This window comes from Acidihalobacter aeolianus (genome assembly GCF_001753165.1).
Lineage (GTDB): Bacteria > Pseudomonadota > Gammaproteobacteria > DSM-5130 > Acidihalobacteraceae > Acidihalobacter > Acidihalobacter aeolianus.
The window spans coordinates 1,018,734-1,038,289 of record NZ_CP017448.1 but is presented as its reverse complement, the minus strand read 5'-3'; the positions used below and the strand labels follow the sequence as shown (position 1 = coordinate 1,038,289).

Annotated in this window: 20 protein-coding genes and 2 tRNA genes; 6 read left to right on the top strand and 16 right to left on the bottom strand. The window is 64.3% G+C overall.

Annotated elements, in window-relative coordinates; all coding sequences use genetic code 11:
* Window positions 1-37 precede the first annotated feature (37 nt).
* The 4 genes from BJI67_RS04840 to BJI67_RS04825 all read left to right on the top strand — a co-directional run bounded on the left by BJI67_RS04840 (window position 38) and on the right by BJI67_RS04825 (window position 6,666).
* On the top strand, window positions 38-1,849 hold the full coding sequence (locus BJI67_RS04840; RefSeq protein WP_083250644.1) for a methyl-accepting chemotaxis protein: 1,812 nt from the start codon (window positions 38-40) through the stop codon (window positions 1,847-1,849).
* 299 nt (window positions 1,850-2,148) lie between these two features.
* A complete protein-coding gene (locus tag BJI67_RS04835; RefSeq protein ID WP_197513310.1) occupies window positions 2,149-3,765 on the top strand; it encodes a phospholipase C in 1,617 nt (538 codons plus the stop codon).
* 55 nt (window positions 3,766-3,820) lie between these two features.
* A complete protein-coding gene (locus BJI67_RS04830) occupies window positions 3,821-5,284 on the top strand; it encodes a cytochrome-c peroxidase (protein ID WP_070072078.1) in 1,464 nt (487 codons plus the stop codon).
* 392 nt (window positions 5,285-5,676) lie between these two features.
* A complete protein-coding gene (locus BJI67_RS04825) occupies window positions 5,677-6,666 on the top strand; it encodes a hypothetical protein (RefSeq protein WP_156782029.1) in 990 nt (329 codons plus the stop codon).
* Window positions 6,667-6,908: 242 nt separating this feature from the next.
* Here BJI67_RS04825 and BJI67_RS16655 read toward each other — a convergent pair whose 3' ends face one another.
* The 11 genes from BJI67_RS16655 to ribH all read right to left on the bottom strand — a co-directional run bounded on the left by BJI67_RS16655 (window position 6,909) and on the right by ribH (window position 12,743).
* Complete coding sequence (locus BJI67_RS16655; protein WP_083250642.1) at window positions 6,909-7,238, bottom strand: hypothetical protein; 330 nt, start codon at window positions 7,236-7,238, stop codon at window positions 6,909-6,911.
* Window positions 7,225-7,692: a type II toxin-antitoxin system HicB family antitoxin gene (locus tag BJI67_RS04820; protein WP_070072076.1), complete on the bottom strand. Its 468-nt coding sequence runs from the start codon at window positions 7,690-7,692 to the stop codon at window positions 7,225-7,227. Before BJI67_RS04820 ends, BJI67_RS16655 begins: the two co-directional genes overlap by 14 nt.
* A 2-nt stretch (window positions 7,693-7,694) precedes the next feature.
* Complete coding sequence (locus tag BJI67_RS17290; protein ID WP_156782028.1) at window positions 7,695-7,961, bottom strand: type II toxin-antitoxin system HicA family toxin; 267 nt, start codon at window positions 7,959-7,961, stop codon at window positions 7,695-7,697.
* A 433-nt stretch (window positions 7,962-8,394) separates the two neighbouring features.
* Window positions 8,395-8,470: transfer RNA gene (locus BJI67_RS04815), tRNA-Glu, on the bottom strand.
* Window positions 8,471-8,512: 42 nt separating this feature from the next.
* Window positions 8,513-8,704 (bottom strand): hypothetical protein, encoded by a 192-nt coding sequence (locus BJI67_RS04810; RefSeq protein WP_070072075.1) that lies wholly within the window; start codon window positions 8,702-8,704, stop codon window positions 8,513-8,515.
* 23 nt (window positions 8,705-8,727) lie between these two features.
* Window positions 8,728-8,803, bottom strand: a tRNA-Ala gene (locus tag BJI67_RS04805).
* Window positions 8,804-8,846: 43 nt separating this feature from the next.
* Complete coding sequence (gene gltX / locus BJI67_RS04800; protein ID WP_070072074.1) at window positions 8,847-10,253, bottom strand: glutamate--tRNA ligase; 1,407 nt, start codon at window positions 10,251-10,253, stop codon at window positions 8,847-8,849.
* An 82-nt stretch (window positions 10,254-10,335) separates the two neighbouring features.
* The gene (locus tag BJI67_RS04795; protein WP_070072073.1) at window positions 10,336-10,827 is read right to left on the bottom strand and encodes a phosphatidylglycerophosphatase A family protein; all 492 of its coding nucleotides are present in this window, start codon (window positions 10,825-10,827) and stop codon (window positions 10,336-10,338) included.
* Window positions 10,828-10,830: 3 nt separating this feature from the next.
* Complete coding sequence (gene thiL / locus BJI67_RS04790; protein WP_070072072.1) at window positions 10,831-11,787, bottom strand: thiamine-phosphate kinase; 957 nt, start codon at window positions 11,785-11,787, stop codon at window positions 10,831-10,833.
* Window positions 11,788-11,809: 22 nt separating this feature from the next.
* Window positions 11,810-12,274, bottom strand: coding sequence for a transcription antitermination factor NusB (gene nusB, locus BJI67_RS04785; protein ID WP_070072071.1), 465 nt, complete (start codon window positions 12,272-12,274; stop codon window positions 11,810-11,812).
* A complete protein-coding gene (ribH, locus tag BJI67_RS04780; RefSeq protein WP_070072070.1) occupies window positions 12,267-12,743 on the bottom strand; it encodes a 6,7-dimethyl-8-ribityllumazine synthase in 477 nt (158 codons plus the stop codon). Before ribH ends, nusB begins: the two co-directional genes overlap by 8 nt.
* Window positions 12,744-12,914: 171 nt before the next feature.
* Between ribH and mobA the strand changes: the two genes are divergently transcribed.
* Both mobA and moeA read left to right on the top strand, forming a co-directional pair.
* Window positions 12,915-13,550 (top strand): molybdenum cofactor guanylyltransferase MobA, encoded by a 636-nt coding sequence (mobA, locus tag BJI67_RS04775; protein ID WP_070072069.1) that lies wholly within the window; start codon window positions 12,915-12,917, stop codon window positions 13,548-13,550.
* A complete protein-coding gene (moeA, locus tag BJI67_RS04770; RefSeq protein ID WP_070072068.1) occupies window positions 13,547-14,812 on the top strand; it encodes a molybdopterin molybdotransferase MoeA in 1,266 nt (421 codons plus the stop codon). Before mobA ends, moeA begins: the two co-directional genes overlap by 4 nt.
* A gap of 18 nt (window positions 14,813-14,830) precedes the next feature.
* Here moeA and ribBA read toward each other — a convergent pair whose 3' ends face one another.
* From ribBA to glyA, 5 genes are read right to left on the bottom strand one after another with little or no spacing between them, the layout of a single operon-like run.
* On the bottom strand, window positions 14,831-15,940 hold the full coding sequence (gene ribBA, locus BJI67_RS04765; RefSeq protein ID WP_070072067.1) for a bifunctional 3,4-dihydroxy-2-butanone-4-phosphate synthase/GTP cyclohydrolase II: 1,110 nt from the start codon (window positions 15,938-15,940) through the stop codon (window positions 14,831-14,833).
* A 17-nt stretch (window positions 15,941-15,957) separates the two neighbouring features.
* Window positions 15,958-16,620, bottom strand: a complete 663-nt coding sequence (locus BJI67_RS04760; RefSeq protein ID WP_070072066.1) for a riboflavin synthase — start codon at window positions 16,618-16,620, stop codon at window positions 15,958-15,960.
* Window position 16,621: 1 nt separating this feature from the next.
* Complete coding sequence (gene ribD, locus BJI67_RS04755; protein WP_231940902.1) at window positions 16,622-17,755, bottom strand: bifunctional diaminohydroxyphosphoribosylaminopyrimidine deaminase/5-amino-6-(5-phosphoribosylamino)uracil reductase RibD; 1,134 nt, start codon at window positions 17,753-17,755, stop codon at window positions 16,622-16,624.
* A gap of 1 nt (window position 17,756) precedes the next feature.
* Entirely contained in the window at window positions 17,757-18,278 is a 522-nt protein-coding gene (gene nrdR / locus BJI67_RS04750; RefSeq protein WP_070072065.1) for a transcriptional regulator NrdR, read from the bottom strand.
* A gap of 21 nt (window positions 18,279-18,299) precedes the next feature.
* Window positions 18,300-19,556, bottom strand: coding sequence for a serine hydroxymethyltransferase (gene glyA / locus BJI67_RS04745; RefSeq protein WP_070072064.1), 1,257 nt, complete (start codon window positions 19,554-19,556; stop codon window positions 18,300-18,302).

Here is a 19,556-nt window from a genome sequence, read left to right as displayed (position 1 = left end):
GGCACCTGCCTTCCTCTCCGTTCCGCTCTCCCAGAAAATGCGTTGCGCTCCCACCGGGACGTTCACATCAACGCCGAACTCCCTACTCAATAAAAGCACGTCGCGGCCGATACGCTATAACCAAGACAAAAGGTTCTCGGCAGGGCCGCAGGCGCACCGTACAACCTTTTTAGAAATGAACTCCACGTCCCAGAACAGCCGGGCGATTCAAACCATAACTATACGAACGGGGCGATCCATGAAAAACGCATCGCTTGTGTTCAAATTCGCCATCATGGGCCTTGCAGTGGCCGTGACCATGCTGATTGCCGCGACGTTCATCCTGTACAACACCAACGGCATACGCACGGACAGCGCCAAATTGCGTGACCTGGATATCCCCACGATGGAGTATGCATACGAAATGCAGATCTCCGTAATCCAGGTGCAGCAGTTTTTCTCCGATGCCGGCGCGACTCGTCAGGCAGACAGTCTGCGTGACGATATCAAATCGGCGAATCAGTATGCCGGTCGCTTTCGAGATTTGATCGCCAAGCTGAGCGCGCTATCGCCCGAAAACAAGGCGCAGTACGCCGAGATGCTCGAGAAATTCAATCGTTACTATCAGGTCGGCGAAAAAATGGCCGACGCCTACGTCAATCAGGGAACCGATGCCGGCAATCGAATGATGGACAGCTTCGATCAGGCTGCCAGCGCCCTGTTCAACGTCGTCGACCCCTTCGTCAGGGACGCCCAGAACAAGGCGCACCATCTGCTGCTGCAGCAACGACACGCCGTCGTCGGAACGCAATGGACGCTGCTGATCACCTTCGTGGCCATGATCGCACTGCTCGCCGTCGTCGCCGTCCTGCTCACCCGCACGATCAGGAAAATCCCGGTCGTATCCTCCGAACTCAAGCGCATTGCTGCCGGCGACCTCGGTGGCAAGGATCTGACCCACACCAGCAACGACGAGATCGGGCAATTGTGCGTCGGCCTGAACGCCATGCGCGCCCAGCTCAAGGAAATCATGCACAACGTGACGCAGTCGGCCGAGCGTATTGCCGAATTCTCCGAACAACTGGCTGGCTCGATCGGAAATACCGAAACAGCGATATCAAACCAGGTCTCCGAGGTATCCCAGATCGCGGCAGCGATGCATGAAATGAGTGCCACCTCGCATGAAGTGGCCAAGAATGCCAACGACTCGGCATCCGCAGCCCATAAGGCCAATCAGGACGTTGTCGAAGGCAATCAGGCCGTGAGCGAAGCCGTCCAGGCGATCCGCGCCGTGGCGCGAGATATCGAACACGTTTCCAACGTCATCCATCAGGTCGACGAAAGCAGCGTCAATATCGGCAGCATCCTCGACGTGATACGTGAAATTACCGATCAAACCAACCTCCTGGCATTGAATGCGGCCATTGAGGCCGCTCGCGCCGGGGAGGCCGGCAGGGGTTTTGCCGTGGTGGCAGATGAAGTCAGAACCCTGGCGACGCGGACGCAGCAGTCGACCCAGGAAATTCAGAACATGATATCCACGCTGCAAACCGCCGCACAAAATGCCGTACAGGCCATGACCGCCAGTCAGAAAACCGTTGGGCAAAGCGTCGATCTCGCCGCCACCTCGGGCGACCGGCTGACCGCCATTTCCAACTCGGTGGGCACCATATCCAACATGACCTCGCAAATTGCCACCGCGGCCGAGGAACAGAGCTCTGTCTCTCAGGAAATGAATAAAAACATTTCCAATATCAGTCTCGCGACAGAGCAGACCGAGGAATCCGCTCATCAGATCGCCGAAGCTGGCAGGAAAATGTCAACCCTGGCGGCGGAATTGCAGCAGCTCGTATCGAAATTCAGGGTGTAGCCGGCCGTGCCCCTGCGCGTAATTAAGCACGCAGGGATTTCCCAAGCGCATTCCTGAGAATCCAGCATCCCGAATGCCTGTCCACGGCCTTCGTTCCTATCGCTAGTCCCGACGGTAATGTACTGCAGTGCCGACGCTCCCCCGGCCGGACGGACCTCGTTACGTTGGGCGCGAAATAAAAACATCACACACTGGCCTCATGCTGTGCGGCGCCACTGCACCCCGCCCCGGACACCGCAAGTCCATGTCACCTCCATGAAGGGATGCTATCGCGCCATGGACAAAACAGGAGAATAAACATGCGCTTCGCCCACGCCCTCGTCCCCATGCTACTGCTCGCATCCGGAACGGCGCACGCCGACACCCTAACCCCGATCAAACATCTCGTGGTGATCTACCAGGAGAACGTCTCCTTCGATCACTACTTCGCGACCTACCCCAAGGCCACCAACCCACCGGGCGAGCCGGCCTTCCATGCGCTGCCGGGCACGCCCGAGGTGAACAACCTCGCCCGTACGGGACTGCTGACACACAACCCCAACGCACTCAACCCGGTCAACGGCGCGGACGCCGCCGAGCCCTTCCGTCTCGACCGCACGCAGGCGGCGACCGCCGACCAGAATCACGCCTACACCGCCGAGCAGATGGCCTACGACGGCGGCAAGGCCGACCTGTTCCCGAAATACACCGGCAAGGCTACGTCCGGCGGCGCCGGCGCCTTCGGCACCAAGGGCCAGGTCATGGGTTATTTCGACGGCAACACGGTGATGGCCATGTGGCAGTACGCCCAGCACTTCGCCATGAGCGACAACGCCTATACCGACACCTACGGCCCGTCGACGCCGGGCGCACTGGAAGTGGTCTCGGGGCAGACCGACGGACTCAGGCTCGTGCACACCACGCACAAGCCGTTCCGCATGGACGCCCACTCCTATTACATCAAGGACGGCCAGGGCGGCTACACCCTGATCAACGACGTCGATCCGGCCTACGACGTGTGTTCCAACGCCAAGAACCAAGTGATGCTTGAAGGCCGCAACATCGGCGACCTGCTCAACGCCAAGGACGTCACCTGGGGCGGCTTCATGGGCGGCTTCGACCTCAAGGCCAAGAACGCCAACGGCACCACCGGCTGCGGGCGCAGCACCTATTCGGCCACCGTACACCGCACTGTGAAGGACTACATCCCGCACCACGACTGGTTCCAGTACTTCAAGTCGACCGCCAATCCGACCCACGCGCGACCCAGCTCGATCGCCGCCATCGGCCGCACCTACGAACCCGGCACGCACAAGCGCGATCCGGCCAACCACGAGTACGCGCTGCGCGACTTCTTCGCCGCGGTCAAGGCGGGCAACTACCCGGCGGTGAGCTACCTCAAGGCGCCGGCCTACGAGGACGGCCACGCCGGGTATTCCGATCCGCTGGACGAACAGGCCTTCGTCACCCGCGTGGTTAACTTCCTCGAGCACCAGCCCGGCTGGAAGGACACCGCCGTGATCGTGACCTGGGACGACTCCGACGGCTGGTACGACCATGCCTTCGCCTACACCACCAACCCGTCCTTCGACCCGCAGGCCGACCAGCTCGACGGCGCCGGCCATTGCGGACGCGGCACGCCGATGGCGGGCCTGCGCGGCAAGCCGGTCAACGGCCGTTGCGGCCCCGGCACGCGCATCCCCTTCCTGGTGATCTCGCCCTGGGCCAAGCAGAACTACGTGGCCCACACGCGTATCTCGCAGGCCTCGGTGGTGCGCTTCATCGAGGACAACTGGCTCGGCGGCACGCGCCTCGGCGGCGGCTCGTTCGACGCCAGCGCGGGCAGCATCATGGACATGTTCGACTTCACCGGCAAAGGCGACGCGCCCAAGCTGTTCCTGAACGAAAAGACCGGCACGCCGGTCGTCCACAGCTGATCCCGACCGGCCCGGCACCGCAGCGACGCGGTGCCGGGCCACGGCTTCGCGCGACATGTTTCGTCACGACCGACCGAGCCGCCGGCTGCGCCGCACGCTGGGTGTCGCGGCCGTATTCGCGCTGCTCGCCGGCGCCTATGCGTTGATCGAACCCGTCGTCGCCTTCTACCCGCTGATTCCGCTCGCCGCCTGGCTGCACCACCCCGCCGACACCTGGCGCCTTGCCCACGGCGAGAACCCGCACCCGATCCGCCTGATGCGCCCACCCGTCGCGCCGCTGTCGGCCATGGCCCGGCTAGGCCGGGACCTCTTCTACGACCGCACCCTGTCCGGCTCCGGACGCATGTCCTGCGCCAGCTGCCACAGCCCGCAGCATGCCTTTGGCCCGCCGGGCAACGCTGCGGTCATGCTCGGCGGCCCGGACGGTCAGTCCCCCGGTTACCGTGCCGTACCCAGCCTGATGTACCTGGAACGACAACCACCGTTCAGCGTCGGGCCTGACAACGCGGTCAACGAGACCCTCACCCTGCGCCAGAAGATCGTGCGCAGCGTCGGCGCCCCACGTCTGACCAAGACCGCCGGAGACACCGCCGGCACCGCGCACAACCTCGTGCCACAGGGCGGTCTGTTCTGGGACGGACGCGTCAATACCCTGCAGCAGCAGGCCGACGGACCGCTGTTCAACACCTTCGAGATGGACGCGGGTTCGCCGCAGCAGGTCGCCGCACGGCTCGCCGTCTCGCCCTATGCCGGTGATTTCCGTCGCCTGTTCGGCCCCGGCATCTTCGACAATCCGAATTTCCTGGTGTCCGAGGCGCTTTTGGCGCTCGCCCGCTACCAGATCGAGGACCCGAGCTTCCACCCCTACCGCAGCCGCTACGACGCCTGGCTGGCCGGCAAGGCCCGACTGGACGATGCCGAACTGCGCGGCTATCTCCTGTTCAACGATCCCGCCAAGGGCGACTGCGCGGCCTGTCATGTGGACCGACCGACACCCGACGGCCTGCCGCCGCTCTTCACCGACCATCAGTACGAGGCGCTCGGCGTGCCGCGCAACCCCGCCATCCCGGCCAACCGGAATCCGCACTACTACGACCTCGGTCTATGCGGGCCCTTCCGCAAGGATCTTGCCCGGCAGCACCGATATTGCGGCCTGTTCCTCACGCCCACGCTGCGCAACGTTGCCACGCGCCACACGTTCTTCCACAACGGGGTCTACCACACCCTGATGCAAGTGCTGGCGTTCTACAACTTCCGCGATACCGACCCAGAACGGATCTATCCGCGCGACGCACAGGGCCGCGTCGAGAAATTCAACGACCTCCCGGCCGCCGACCGCGGCAACGTCGATACCGTCGACCCGCCCCTCAACCGCCACGCCGGCGAACACCCCGCCCTCACCCGCCGCGACATGCAGGACATCGTCGCCTTCCTCGGCACGCTGACCGATCGGCCTGACGCACAAGCATCAGTGGGTGAAAAAGCAAACATGTCGGGACACCACAAGAATGAGCGATAGAGAGCGGGTATCCGGAATCCAGTTCGGAAACCAGACGCTGACATCACAGCGCTCCATCCTTGAATTGGATCGGAATTGATTGGGTATCCTGCGAGACTGCTATCGGCCATATCCGGCCGTCCATATTCCTTCCAGATCAAGCCGTTGGACGGCTGCATTGCAACGGGAACCAGTCATTAGTCTATCCATGGGATAAGGCCGCCGTCATGCTGGATGGATATTGGCGAACACCAAGGAATAAATAGGCTAAATTAGGGAATGGCTGTCGCGGGTATTCAGGCAAAGTGTCAGATACATAATAGGCCGAACGCGAATGTCCTTGCCCGGGCTATCATCAGGGCTCTTTCCTTCGCTTGATGCAAATGAAGGCAACTATGACGATTAGGATGGTCATGGCCCTGCTGTGGGTATATCTCACCAGCCTGATGCTGGCAGGCCAGGTGGCCGCGGCCAGCTCGATCACCGGGCTATGGGTTTACCATGACACCACCGGCATCATCGCTCTACGCCTGGCCGAAGTCTCAGGGGGAAAGGTGCTCGGCACCATGATCGACACGAGCGCCGATCCTTCACTCACGACGCACGAACAGATGGCGAACGTGCATGGGCAGGTCGATGGCTCGACGGTGGCCCTGCATGTTGCCGCCGCCACCTGGACCGGAACGCTGGGACTGGATCTCCAGCTAGGCATTGGCGCCCACGTGCTCACCTTTCGCCAGGCCACGCAGTCGCAGTATCAAGCCACGCGAATGCGGTATGACTGGCTCATCCTACAGATGCGCGAAGCCAAGGCTTATTACTCTAAGCTGAAACGCTTTATGAAGGCGGCCAAACAATACCACGATAGCGTCTCCGTGCACCGAGCGCGCCAGGCTGACGTGCGTGCCTTCTATGATCGCGGCATTAGGAACGATCAAGTGTGCGTGCGAGCATTGGAGCGGATGAATGCTGAGGCACATATACCAGATCACGGATGGTATTTACCACGCGCTTGCATCAACGCGGATGGGACCAAGTTCGGCGTCAACTACGGGTCCGCGGGCGCACTCAAGGTGCTCGTCCACACTAACCAGATGATTCAAGACAGGGGCGACAGGCTGATCAAGAAACTGCGCGCAATCCAGGAGCAGACTCCCGGGGTGTTGCGGGCCATCTATCAGGTCTGCCAATACGAGAAAAAAACTACCTGCGCACAATACGAGCCGACTGGCTCAGTGTACAAAGGATTCTTAACCGAAGCGCAAGTTGAGTTGAGTGCCTTGCGCCAAGCGCAATCTCAGCTTGCCACCATCTACGCCGAAGATATTGCCTACGCGCGCCCCTCCGACGCCAAGCTGAACGCTTTGCTCAAACAGATCGACATGCTGAAGCGCCAGAAGTGAACGGCAGGAGTAGCGTGATGCGGCGACTCTCGGCCAAAAGCGGGCGTCGCACCTTTTTCCAATCACGTCTCTGGATCGCCTGCTTCTGATTGCAGAACAGTCATAATCCGGCAGAAACAAAGTACGCCTCGAAAAATGCCTAGAGAACTGGTGGCGATTCAGGGGATGAAGACTAAGGGCGGGGATCGGGATGAGATTTTACTGCCGTAAGTCGGGGAATAGCCTCTTGCCATGCTACAAGGCTATTCCCCGACTTTCTTGGGGGTAGGGCCGCGGTGTCTTTTCTCTTTCTTTGGGTTGACTAGTGCAGCATCTACCGTGAAAGGATTATCAGTTTTTGATGGTGAAAGCCCCACACGCTTGAGACCAAAAGCAGCTCCAGGGAAAGCCTGTTCTTTATTTGGTCCTACATTTCCCAGCCCAATTTGGAATTCAAACCACAGATCATATTTCCCTTCATGCAATTGGTAGTGTTGGACCAAAACCTTGGCTAAGTCTGCCAGCATAAGAGGTGGTTCGACTGGTGAGGGTGTCTCAGAAACAATGGGGGATGGCTGTTTAGTGCTTGGCATGATGCTCTCCGGTCCAATCAAGATCTTTGGCTGTGGTGGTCTGGCCTGTTTGCCACTGTGAATCTTCTCGAGAACCCATTGTCACGGAAACATTATGTTTGTGATTATGTACAACCTCTAGGTTACCGTGCAGGTATGCTCGCATTGATCGTGCGACCACCTCATTCAGTGAGACATCATCTTGAATCGATCTAAGATAAGCTTCCCTGTGCAACTCTTTCGGGATTCGGACATTGAATTGCCCTTTTAGAGGCTTTTGAGGCTCTTTGCCTACAAGTTTGCACGTTTCAATATAGTCATCGACTGCCTCATGAAAAGCAGTCCGCAACTCCTTGGCCGAATCAGCTTTATATGTAACCAGGTCGTCGATAAAAAGAATTTTCCCGCGGCAGACTTCCTGAGCCATATCGGTATCACAGGAGCCGTGGTATCCCTTGTAGGTCATATAGTCCATGCTCAGTCTCCGGACTTTATAATGTTGTTGGCTTTCAGGTGTTCAACCACATCAGCAACGCAGCCCTTGTCTACGCACTCTGGTTGATGTGGTTCGTGACAGATGATCAATGCATTTGTTTCCCTATTAATAAACTTCCTCCTTGAACCGCTGTTCTTCAGAACTTCATAGCCGAGGTGCCTTAGAAGTCCGGATAACTCGCTCCACTTCAGGTCAGACGGTGTCTGTGGAGACTTTAGCTTTTCAAGAGTTTTCTTGTGCTTGGACATCTAGAGAACCTGTAGGTTTGCCGGATGGTAACTGAATAACAGTTACAAGTCGATCCTTTACCCCAGCGTGTGCATTAAATCCGCAGCTGAATCTGGCGCTTGAAGCGGCCAAGTCACTGGGAAGGCGTTATGCGCAGAACGTAATCATCTTTTGTGGTGCGGATGCTTTGCCAGAGTTGGTGCTGTTGAGGTGAAGCCGCTGTGTGAATGTTGATTGATCGAACGTCTGCTGTCCCCAGTTTTCTGCCACAAAGCCGGGCTCATTCTGAGTGGCCGCATGGGGTCGAGTCCTGCCGTTTTAGATCAACGCTGGGCTCTGAGATTTACCAAGAATGTACTGAATCGCTTCGCCGTTGATTTCATAAGCCAATACTCAATCACATAAAAAAACGGGCCGGGCTGCAGTCGCAGCCCGGCCCGTGATGATCATGTATGGCGTCCCCAAGGGGATTCGAACCCCTGTTACCGCCGTGAAAGGGCGGTGTCCTGGGCCTCTAGACGATGGGGACAATGATACTGGTCACGCTCGCCTTGACGTCTTCTTCTTTTCGTCAGCGACGCGGACCGAAAAGCAGGGCGGTCATCACGCCGGTAAACAGGGTCAGAAACCCGACCGGCACAATGGTGAAGAAAAACTCCGCGGGCCGTTCGTCTCCGCGCACCATGTAGTAAAAACCGGCAATGATACCGATCGCCGTCAATGCCACGCCCAGGTATGCCAGGACTCTACCCAAACGGCGCATTCCGGCTCTCCGCCCTCAAAATTTGGTGGAGCTAGGCGGGATCGAACCGCCGACCTCCTGCATGCCATGCAGGCGCTCTCCCAGCTGAGCTATAGCCCCGTGCGAACGGAGGCGCGTACTTTAAATGCTGCCCCCGAAACCGTCAACCCCGATGATCTGCAATATATTCCAGCGCACGCGCGATGCCCGCGAGACTGCGCTCGCGGCCCAGCAGCACCAGCGTCTGGTCGATGGGCGGCGATACGCCGGCGCCGGTACAGGCCACACGCAACGGCTGGGCGACCTTGCCTATGCCCAGCTCCAGATGGCCCGCCACCCGCTCGACGACACCGTGGATCTCCGACGCGACCCACTCGGGCAACACCGCTAGGGCCTCGTGCAGCGCCCTGAGTACGGGCTCTGCCGCCACGGTCAGGTGCTTGGCGGCGGCCTTTTCCTCGTAGGTCTCGAAATCGCGGTAGAAGATCACGCTGGACTCAGCCATCTCGACCAGAGTCTTGGCGCGTTCGCGCAGGGCCTCGACCACGCTTTCCAGCGCCGGACCCGCGCTCGGGTCGACGCCCAGCTGCCCCAGGTGCCAGCTCAGGTGACGCGCCACATGCTCCGGCGGGCTGGTCTTGAAGTAGTGCTGGTTCAGCCACAGGAGCTTCTGGTGATTCAGCGCCGAAGCGGCCTTGTTCACCGCGTTGAGATCGAACAGCTCGATCATCTCGTCGAGGCTGAAGACCTCCTGGTCGCCGTGCGACCAGCCCAGGCGGACGAGGTAGTTGAGCACCGCCTCGGGCAGCAGCCCCATGTCGCGGTATTCCATCACGCTGGCCGCGCCGGTCCGCTTGGACAGCTTCTTGCCGTCCTCGCCGAGGATCATGGCGACGTGGGCATAGTGCGGGGTCTCGGCTCCCAGTGCGCGCAGGATGTTGATCTGCCGCGGGGTGTTGTTGATGTGGTCATCGCCGCGCACGACGTGGGTGATGGCCATGTCCATGTCGTCGACCACCACGGTGAGGTTGTAGGTCGGCGTGCCGTCCGAGCGGGCGATGATGAGATCGTCCAGCTCGGCGTTGTCGAACACGATGGGGCCGTGGATGAGGTCGTCGACCACCACCTTGCCCTCGGTCGGATTGCGGAAACGCACGACCGGATCGACGCCCTCGCGCGGCGCCGTACGGTTGCGGCAGCGGCCGTCGTAGCGCGGCTTCTCGCCGCGCGCGCGCTGCGCCTCGCGCATCTCGTCCAGCTCCTCGCGGCTGCAATAGCAGTGATACGCATGCCCTGCGTCGAGCAGCTGCTGCACCACTTCCTTGTAGCGGTCGAAGCGCTGGGTCTGGTAGAACGGCCCTTCGTCGTACTCCAGCCCCAGCCAGGCCATGCCCTCGAGAATCGCGTTCACGGATTCGGGCGTGGAGCGCTCCAGGTCGGTGTCCTCGATACGCAGCACGAAGACGCCACCGTGCTTGCGGGCATGCAGCCAGGAAAACAGCGCGGTGCGCGCGCCGCCGATATGCAGGTAGCCGGTCGGACTGGGGGCGAAGCGGGTGCGGACGGTCATGGCAGTTCGGTTCGGTTCGGGAAAGGCCGGGATAGTAGCAAACCCGCGGCCCGGCGCGCAGCGGGGCGGCCATGCCTGGAGCCTAGAACCAGCCCGAGTGCGCCGCGACCTGCATCACGATCAGGGCGTAGATCCCGGCAAACACGTCGTCCATGACGATGCCGACGCCGCCGTGCAGCTGCCGGTCGGCCCAGTTGGCCGGCCAGGGCTTGAGCACATCGAAAATGCGGAACAGCACGAAGCCTGCCAGCACCCAGGCCCAGCCGCGCGGCGCCGCCGCCATGGTAATGAAGTAACCGACAATCTCGTCCCAGACGATGCCGCGGTGATCGTGCACGCCGAGCAGCGCCGAGGAGCGCCCGCAGATCCAGAAACCGGCCACCATGGCGAACAGCGTCACCGCGATATAGCCGACAAGCGGCAGCTGCTCGAGCAGCAGATAGAGCGGAATCGCCACGAGCGTCCCGGCAGTGCCGGGTGCCACCGGCGACAGGCCGGAACCGAAACCGAAGGCAAGGAAATGGGCCGGGTGGCCGAATACGGTACGGGCGGGCGGCTGTTCGAAGGGTCGCATGGGTCAGAATTCCCGAAAGTGGTCGTAACCTTGCAGGCTGAAGGCGACGGGATCGCCCACGGCGTCGACGAGGCGCAGACCCGGCGAGGCCTCGATGCGACCGATCCGGGTCACCGGCGGCAATCGCCCGGCCAGTGCGGCCAGTTCCCCCTCGCGCCCCGGCGGGAGGGTGAAGGCGAGTTCATAATCGTCGCCGGCGGTCATCGCCAGCTGTCCGTGAGGATCGGCTACGAGCACGGCATCGCCGCGCGGAAGACTGGGCAGCTCCACCAGCGCACCGACGCCGCTTGCCGCCAGCAGATGACCGAGATCGGCGGCCAACCCGTCGGAGATATCGATCGCAGCACTGGCCAGGCGGCGCAGGGCGAGACCCGCCTCGACGCGGGGTTCTGGGCGGTTGAGACGTTCGAGCAGCGCGGCACGGTATTGCGCTGCCACTTGGGCCCGGCCCTGCAGCACGGCCAGCCCCAGTCCGGCGTCGCCCAGCGTGCCGGTGACGTAGAGATCGTCGCCCGGGCGCGCGCCGTCGCGGCGCAGCGCCTGCCCCTCCGGCACCCAGCCGAGCGCCTGCACCGTGATGCTGAGCGGGCCGCGCGTGGTATCGCCACCGACCAGAGCCACCCGATGGCGGGCGGCCAGTGCATGGAATCCTTCGGCGAAGGCGTGCAGCCAGTGTTCGTCGGCGTGCGGCAGCGAAAGCGCAAGCGTAACCCAGGTCGGCTCCGCGCCCATGGCGGCCAGGTCGCTGAGGTTGACCGCCAGCGCCTTGTAGCCGATGTCGGCCGGGTCCGTCTGCTCGGGGAAATGCACCCCGGCGATCAGGGTATCAACCGTCGCCGCCAGTACCTGACCGGCCGGCGGTCGCAACAGTGCGGCATCATCGCCCACGCCAAGCACGACGTCGTCACGCGGTGAGCGACGCCTGAAGTGGCGATTGATGAGTTCGAATTCGCCGGACATGGCGGCGGCGCGGCGGACCGCCTCAGCGACTGCCCAGCTCGACCGAGCGCAGCTGGCGCACGGCCTTGTCGAGCACACCGTTGACGAAACGGTGCCCCTGCTCGGCGCCGAAGACCTTGGCCAGGTCCACCGCCTCGTTGATCACCACGCGGTAGGGCACGTCCAGACGCTGCATCATCTCGTAGACAGCGAGCCTGAGGATCGCGCGCTCGACCGGGTCTACCCGGTCCAGCGGGCGGTCCAGATACGGCTCGACTGCCGTGTCGATCGCTTCGACGTGTTCCGGCACGCCCAGCAGCAGTTCGCGGAAATAGTCCATGTCAGCGTCTCCCAACGGGCGCTCCTCGCGGAATTGGGCGAGGATGTCCTTGGGGTGATCGCCGGTGAGCTGCCACTGGTACAGTGCCTGCACCGCCAGCCGGCGCGCGGCATGGCGTGCGCGGTTGATCTGGCGGGCGGTCTTACGGGGGGCTTCAGGCTCAGTCATTCAACTGCCGCAGCAGGCTGACCATTTCCAATGCCGCCATACCGGCGTCCCAGCCCTTGTTGCCGGCCTTGGTGCCGGCGCGTTCGATGGCTTGCTCGATCGAGTCCGTGGTCAGCACGCCGTTGATCACCGGCAAGCCGACCTGCAGCGACACGCCGGCCAGGCCCTTGGCGCTTTCACTGGCGACATAGTCGAAGTGCGGCGTGGCGCCGCGAATCACCGCCCCCAGGGCGATGATCGCGTGATAGCGCTCGCGACGTGCCATCGACTGCACCACCAGCGGCAGCTCGAAGGCGCCCGGCACGCGCACGACCTCGATATTGGCCTCGGCCACCCCGTGACGCTTGAGCGCATCCAGCGCACCTTCCAGCAGGCGCTCCACGATGAAGCCGTTGAAGCGCGTGACGGCGATCCCGAAAAGCGCATGCCCGGCGTGGAAATCGCCTTCGAAAACCTTAAGTTGTGACATGATCCCGTTCCCGCCTGATCGCGATGCAATGGGCGCGAATCATAGCACAGCACGCAATCCGAACCCGCACTCACGACGCCAGAGGAACGGGATTTGCGCGTCTGCACATGCTTGATTCATCGACTGCTCGGGCATACCGTTGGCGCTTTTCCAACCCAACGGTCGCCGCCCTTGCCACCGCTTACGTCAGAACAACGCAAACAGATCGCCGCCGTGATCCTCGCCGGAGGGCGCGGGCGGCGCATGGGCGGTCGCGACAAGGGGCTGCTGCCCCTGGCCGGACGGCCCATGGCGGCGCACGTATTGCAGCGACTCTCGCCGCAGGTCGGTCGGGTACTAATCAGCGCGAATCGCCATCGCGACGACTACGCCGCGCTCGGCGCCGACGTCGTATCCGACGCCCTGGCGGATTTCCAGGGGCCGCTCGCGGGCGTCTCGGCCGCCCTCGCCTGTGCCGGCGCGCCGCTGCTGCTGACCGCTCCCTGCGACGCACCGTTGCTGCCCGGCGACCTTGCCGAGCGGCTGTACCGGACGCTGCAGGCCGACACTGCCGCCGGCGCCGCCGCCGCCCATGACGGCACGCGCCGACATCCGGTCTGCGCCCTGTTGCGCCGCGAACGCCACGCCGACCTCGAAGCGTATCTGGCGAGCGGCGGGCGTAAGGTCGGAGAATGGCTGAACCGCATACAGTGCGTTGACGTCGACTTCAGCGACTGCCCCTCGGCCTTCCGCAACGTCAACGACGCCGACGAACTCGCTGCCCTCGCCGCCGAGCTGAACGCGGCACCACGGAGAACCGGATCATGAATGCCCTGCCCGCCCGCCCCTCCGGGCGCAACGCCCCGACCGGCGACCTGCCCTTCGCTCAGGCCCTGCAGCGCATGCTCGATGCCGTACGACCGCTCGACGCCGTCGAACGGGTATCGCTGCGCGCCGCCTCGGGGCGCATCCTCGCAGCCGATGCGGCCAGCCCGTACGACGTCCCGCCGCACGACAACGCGGCGATGGACGGCTACGCTCTGCGAGCCGCCGACCTGCCCGCCGAAACCGAACGTCGCATCGCCTTGCACCTGACCGGCCAGGTCCTCGCCGGCCCCGTGGGCGGCGCTACCGTCGCCCCGGGTGAGTGCATACGCATCACCACCGGCGCGGCGATGCCGCCAGGCGCCGACACCGTGGTGATGCAGGAGGAAGTCGAGGTGGGAGACGGTCGGATCGTCGTCAGCGGCGGGCATGTCGTCGGGGAAAACATCCGCCGCGCCGGCGAGGATCTGGCGCGCGGCGCCGTCGTGCTCGCACGCGGTCGCCGCCTGCTGCCCGCGGACATCGGCCTGCTAGCCGCCATAGGCCTGACTGAAACGGATGTCGTGAGACGCCCGCGTGTGGCGCTGCTGTCCACCGGCGACGAACTGCGCGGACTCGGCGAACGACTGCGCGCGGGCGAGATTCACGACAGCAACCGCTACGCGCTGCTCGCGGCCCTAGGGCGCCTGGGCGTGGATGCGCACGATCTCGGCACGGTGGAGGACCGCCCGGAGGCACTACGTGCAGTGCTGGCTGAAGCCGCCGCCGGCTACGATGCCGTCGTCAGCAGCGGCGGCGTATCCGCCGGCGACGCCGACCATACCCGCGGCGTGCTCGCGGAACTGGGCGAAGTGGATTTCTGGCGCGTCGCGATTCGCCCCGGGCGGCCGCTGGCCTTCGGGCGGCTGGGCGGGGCGTTGTTCTTCGGGCTGCCGGGCAACCCGGTGGCGGCGCTGGTGATTTTTTACCAACTTGTGCTGCCCACCCTGGAACGCCTGAGCGGCACCGAACCGCGGGTGCGCCGCCGGCAACGCGCGCGGGCGCTGGCGGCGATGCGTAAAAGCCCTGGACGCACCGAGTTCCAGCGCGGCGTGCTGTCCACCGCCGACGACGGCAGCCTCTGCGTCGCCCTGACCGGGGCGCAGGGCTCGGGGCTGCTGCATTCGATGAGCCGCGCGGACTGTTTCGTGGTGCTCGATGAGGCCCGGGGACCGGTCGAAGCCGGCGAATGGGTGACGGTCGAACCCTTCGCCGATTTCGTCTGAATCCGCGCGGCGCAGCCCTCAGGCGCTGACGTATTCCGTCACTTCCAGACCGAAGCCGCCCAGGCCGTGCATGCGCTTGGGCGCGCTCAGCAGACGCATGCGCCGCACCCCGAGATCGCGCAGGATCTGCGCGCCGATCCCATAGGTACGCAATTCCTGCGGCGTCGCCGGCTTGTCTTCATGCGCTGCGTCGGCGTCCATCAAACCGAGACTGCGGATGCGCCTGACCATTTCGCGCGGATCCTCGGGATGGCACAGCACGACCACCACGCCGCCCTCCTCGCCCACGCGGCGCAGGGCATCGCGCAGCGGCCAGCCGAGCGGCGAAGTGACGAAGGGGATGCGATCATTGATCGCATCGGTCACGTGCACGCGCACCAGCGTCGGCTCCTCCGGATGCACCGAGCCCCGGCGCAGCGCCATGTGCACCGCGCGGGTGCCGGTTTCCTGGTAGGCGGTCAGCAAGAATTCGCCGAATTCGGTTTCCACCGCGGTTTCCGCGACGCGCTCGACCGAGTGTTCGTTGGCCAGGCGATAGCGGATCAAGTCCTCGATGGTGCCCATCTTGAGGCCGTGTTCTGCGGCGAGGATTTCGAGATCCGGACGACGCGCCATGCTGCCGTCCTCGTTGAGCACCTCGACGATCACCGCCGCCGGCTCGAAGCCCGCGAGCCGCGCCAGATCGACGCCGGCCTCGGTGTGGCCGGCGCGGGTCAGCACTCCGCCGGGCTGCGCCATTAGCGGGAAGATGTGCCCGGGCTGGACGATGTCCGACGGCTGCGCGTTGGGCGCCACCGCGGTGCGCACCGTATGTGCGCGGTCGTAGGCCGAAATGCCGGTGGTCACCCCTTCCGCGGCCTCGATCGAGAGCGTGAAATTGGTGCCGTGACGGTCGTCGGTACTCGCCACCATGAGCGGCAGGTTGAGCTGACGACAACGCTCGCGCGTCATCGGCAGGCAGATCAGGCCGCGCCCGTAGCGCGCCATGAAGTTGATGTCCTCCGGACGCACCAGCGAGGCCACCATCAGCAGGTCGCCCTCGTTTTCGCGGTCCTCGTCGTCGACGATGACGACCATCTTGCCCTGGCGCAGATCGTCCAGGATTTCCTCGATGCTGTTCAGGCTCATAATGCTGCGTTCAGTCCTTAATCCGTCAGATAGCCGTGTCTGGCCAACAGGTCCCGGGTGATCCCCCCGCTTTCGGGGCGAGCCGCGTCGTCGCCGAGCAGCAGCCGCTCCAGATAGCGTGCGATGACATCCACTTCCAGGTTCACCGCCTGGCCGACGCGGGCCTGGCCCAGGGTGGTCATGTCCAGGGTATGGGGCACGATATTGATATCGAACAGGGCACCGTCGACGCCGTTCACCGTGAGGCTGATGCCGTCAAGGCAGATCGAGCCCTTTTCCGCGATGTAGCGCGCCAGGCGATCCGGCGCACGAATTTCGAAGCGCACGGAACGACCGTCCGCACGACGCGCGACGATTTCTCCGACGCCGTCGACGTGGCCGCTGACGAGATGTCCGCCGAGCCGCGTGGTCGGCGTCATCGCCAGCTCCAGGTTTACCGGCGAGCCTGCGGCGAGCCCGCCCAGCGTGGTCCGCGACAGGGATTCGGCGGACACGTCGGCGGCGAAGGCCCCGCCCTCGAAGGCCACCGCGGTCAGGCACACACCGTTGACCGCGATGCTGTCGCCCAGCGCGGCGCCCGCAAGATCCAGCCCCGCCGCGTCGATCAGCATGCGCGCATCGCCGCCGCGCGGCTCCACGCGCCGCAGCGACCCCACAGCCTGGATGATTCCGGTGAACATCTCAGTCGTCCCTCCGCAGCTGGGCGATCAGACGCCAGTCGTCGCCGACGCGTCGCGTCTGGGTGATCTCCAGATGCGTGCGCTCGCCCATGGTTTCGATCGCGGGCAGCAGGAACACCCCGCGCGCGCCGCCGCCAAGCAGGTGCGAGGCGACGAAGATAACCAGTTCGTCGACCAGCCCTTCGCGGATCAGCGCGCCGGCCAGCGTGGCTCCGGTCTCCACGTGCACCTCGTTGATGCCGCGCCGTCCGAGCAGGCGCAGCACCTCGGCGAGATTCAGTCCGCGTCCCGACTTGGCCGCCGGCACGGTGGCGATCTCGGCCCCGCGCGCCTCGAGCGCGGCCCGCGCAGCGGCGCCGACCCGCCCCTCGGCGGCAATCACCAGCACCTTGCCCGGCAGGCGGAACAGCCGCGCCTCCGGCGAGATACGCAGGCGACTGTCGAGCACCACGCGCAACGGCTGGGCCACCGCACCTTCGATGCCCAGATCGGCGGCGTCGAGACGCACGTTGAGGCTCGGGTCGTCGGCAATCACCGTGTCGATGCCGGTGAGAATCGCATCCGCCCGCGCGCGCCAGCGCTGCACGTCACGGCGCGCGGCGGCGCCGGTGACCCAGCGGCTTTCGCCCGAGGCGAGTGCGGTGCAGGCGTCCAGACTCATCGCGCTCTTCACCCGCACCCACGGCACGCCGTAGGTCATGCGGCTGATGAAGCCGGGGTTGAGTGCCTGCGCCGATCCCTCCAGCAGACCGCTGGCGACCTCGATGCCGGCTGCCGACAGCGCCGCGAGCCCCCCGCCCGCCACCAGCGGGTTGGGATCGCGCATGGCCGCGACCACGCGCGCCACGCCCGCATCGATCAACGCCTCGGTACACGGCGGGGTGCGTCCATGATGGTTGCAGGGCTCCAGGGTCACATAGGCCGTGACCCCACGCGCCTGCTTGCCGGCGGCCTGTAGCGCGCGGATTTCGGCATGCGCCTCGCCCGCACGGGCATGGAAACCCTCGCCCACGATCTTGCCGTCGCGCACCAGCACGCAACCGACGCGCGGATTGGGGTGAGTGGTGTACAGACCGCGCCGCGCGAGCTGCAGGGCGCGGGCCATGAATTCGGCATCGGCGGGCGTGAATGCCATCTCAGTCGCCGGCGCGGGGCCGTGCGTCCTCGTCCAGCAGCGGAATCTGGTTTTCGAGGGCCTCGGGCGAGGGCTCGCGTTCGAGCCGCTCGATGACCTCACGGAAGGCGGCGACGTCCTCGAAGCTCATGTACACCGAGGCGAAGCGCACGTAGGCCACCTCGTCCAGCGCGCGCAGTTCGTCCATCACCCAGTCGCCGATGCGTTCCGCCGCCACCTCGCGCTCGCCCTGGGCGAGCACGTGGCGCTTGATGCGGTTGATCGCGGCCTCGACCAGCTCGGTCGCCACCGGACGCTTTTCCAGCGCGTGCAGCATGCCGCCGCGCAGCTTGGCCTCGCTGAACGGCTCGCGCGCGCCGCCGCGCTTGATCACGCGCGGCAGATTCAGCTCAGCGGTTTCGTAGGTGGTGAAACGTTCGCCGCAGGCCGCGCACTCGCGGCGGCGGCGAACCTGGTCGCCGTCATTGGACAGGCGCGAGTCGATGACACGCGTGTCCGCATGCTGACAGAAGGGGCAGTGCACGGTTCCGCAGGCCCCGCCGGATCACTCGCCGTAGACCGGGAAGCGACGGCACAGGGCCATCGCCTGCTCGCGCACGCCGGCCTCCACGATCTCGTTGCCGAGGTCGTCGAGCACGTCGCAGATCCAGCCGGCGAGGTCCGTGCATTCGGATTCGCCGAAACCGCGCGTGGTGGCCGCCGGCGTGCCGATGCGCAGGCCGCTGGTGACGAAGGGCTTCTGCGGATCGTTGGGCACCGCATTCTTGTTCACCGTGATATGCGCGCGTTCCAGCGCCGCCTCGGCATCCTTGCCGGTCAGCCCGCGCGAAATCAGGCTGAGCAGGAACAAATGATTGTCGGTGCCGCCGGAAACGACGTCGTAACCGCGGCGGATAAATACGCCGGCCATGGCGCGGGCGTTCTCCACCACCTGCTTCTGGTAGTCCTTGAATGCGGGTTCCAGCGCCTCCTTGAAGGCCACCGCCTTGGCCGCGATCACGTGCATCAGCGGGCCACCCTGGATACCGGGGAAGATCGCGGAATTGAGCTTCTTCTCGATCTCGGGGTTGGCCTTCGCCAGAATCAGACCGCCACGCGGGCCGCGCAGGGTCTTGTGCGTGGTCGAGGTGGTCACGTCGGCGATCGCGACCGGGCTCGGGTAGACGCCGGCGGCGACCAGACCGGCCACGTGCGCCATGTCCACCATCAGGTAGGCGCCCACCTCGTCGGCGATGTCGCGGAAACGCTGCCAGTTGACGATGCGCGAGTACGCCGAGAAGCCGGCCACGATCATGCGCGGACGGTGCTCCAGCGCCAGTCGGCGTACCTCGTCGTAGTCGATCTCGCCGCTCGTCGCGTCGATGCCGTACTGCACCGAGTTGTACGTCTTGCCGGAAAAATTGACCTTGGCGCCGTGGGTCAGGTGGCCGCCGTGGGCGAGGCTCATGCCGAGCACGGTGTCTCCCGGATTGAGCAGGGCCATGAACACCGCGCCGTTGGCCTGTGAACCGGAATGCGCCTGCACGTTGGCATACGCGGCGCCGAAGAGCTGCTTGGCGCGGTCGATGGCGAGCTGCTCGGCGATGTCGACGAACTCGCAGCCGCCGTAGTAGCGCTTGCCCGGATAGCCCTCGGCGTACTTGTTGGTCAGCACCGAACCCTGGGCCTCCAGCACGCGGGGGCTGGCGTAGTTCTCCGAGGCGATCAGCTCGATGTATTCCTCCTGCCGTCGGGCTTCGCCTTCGATGGCGCCCCACAGTTCGGAATCGTAATCGGAAATGCTCATGTGAATCGAAAACAT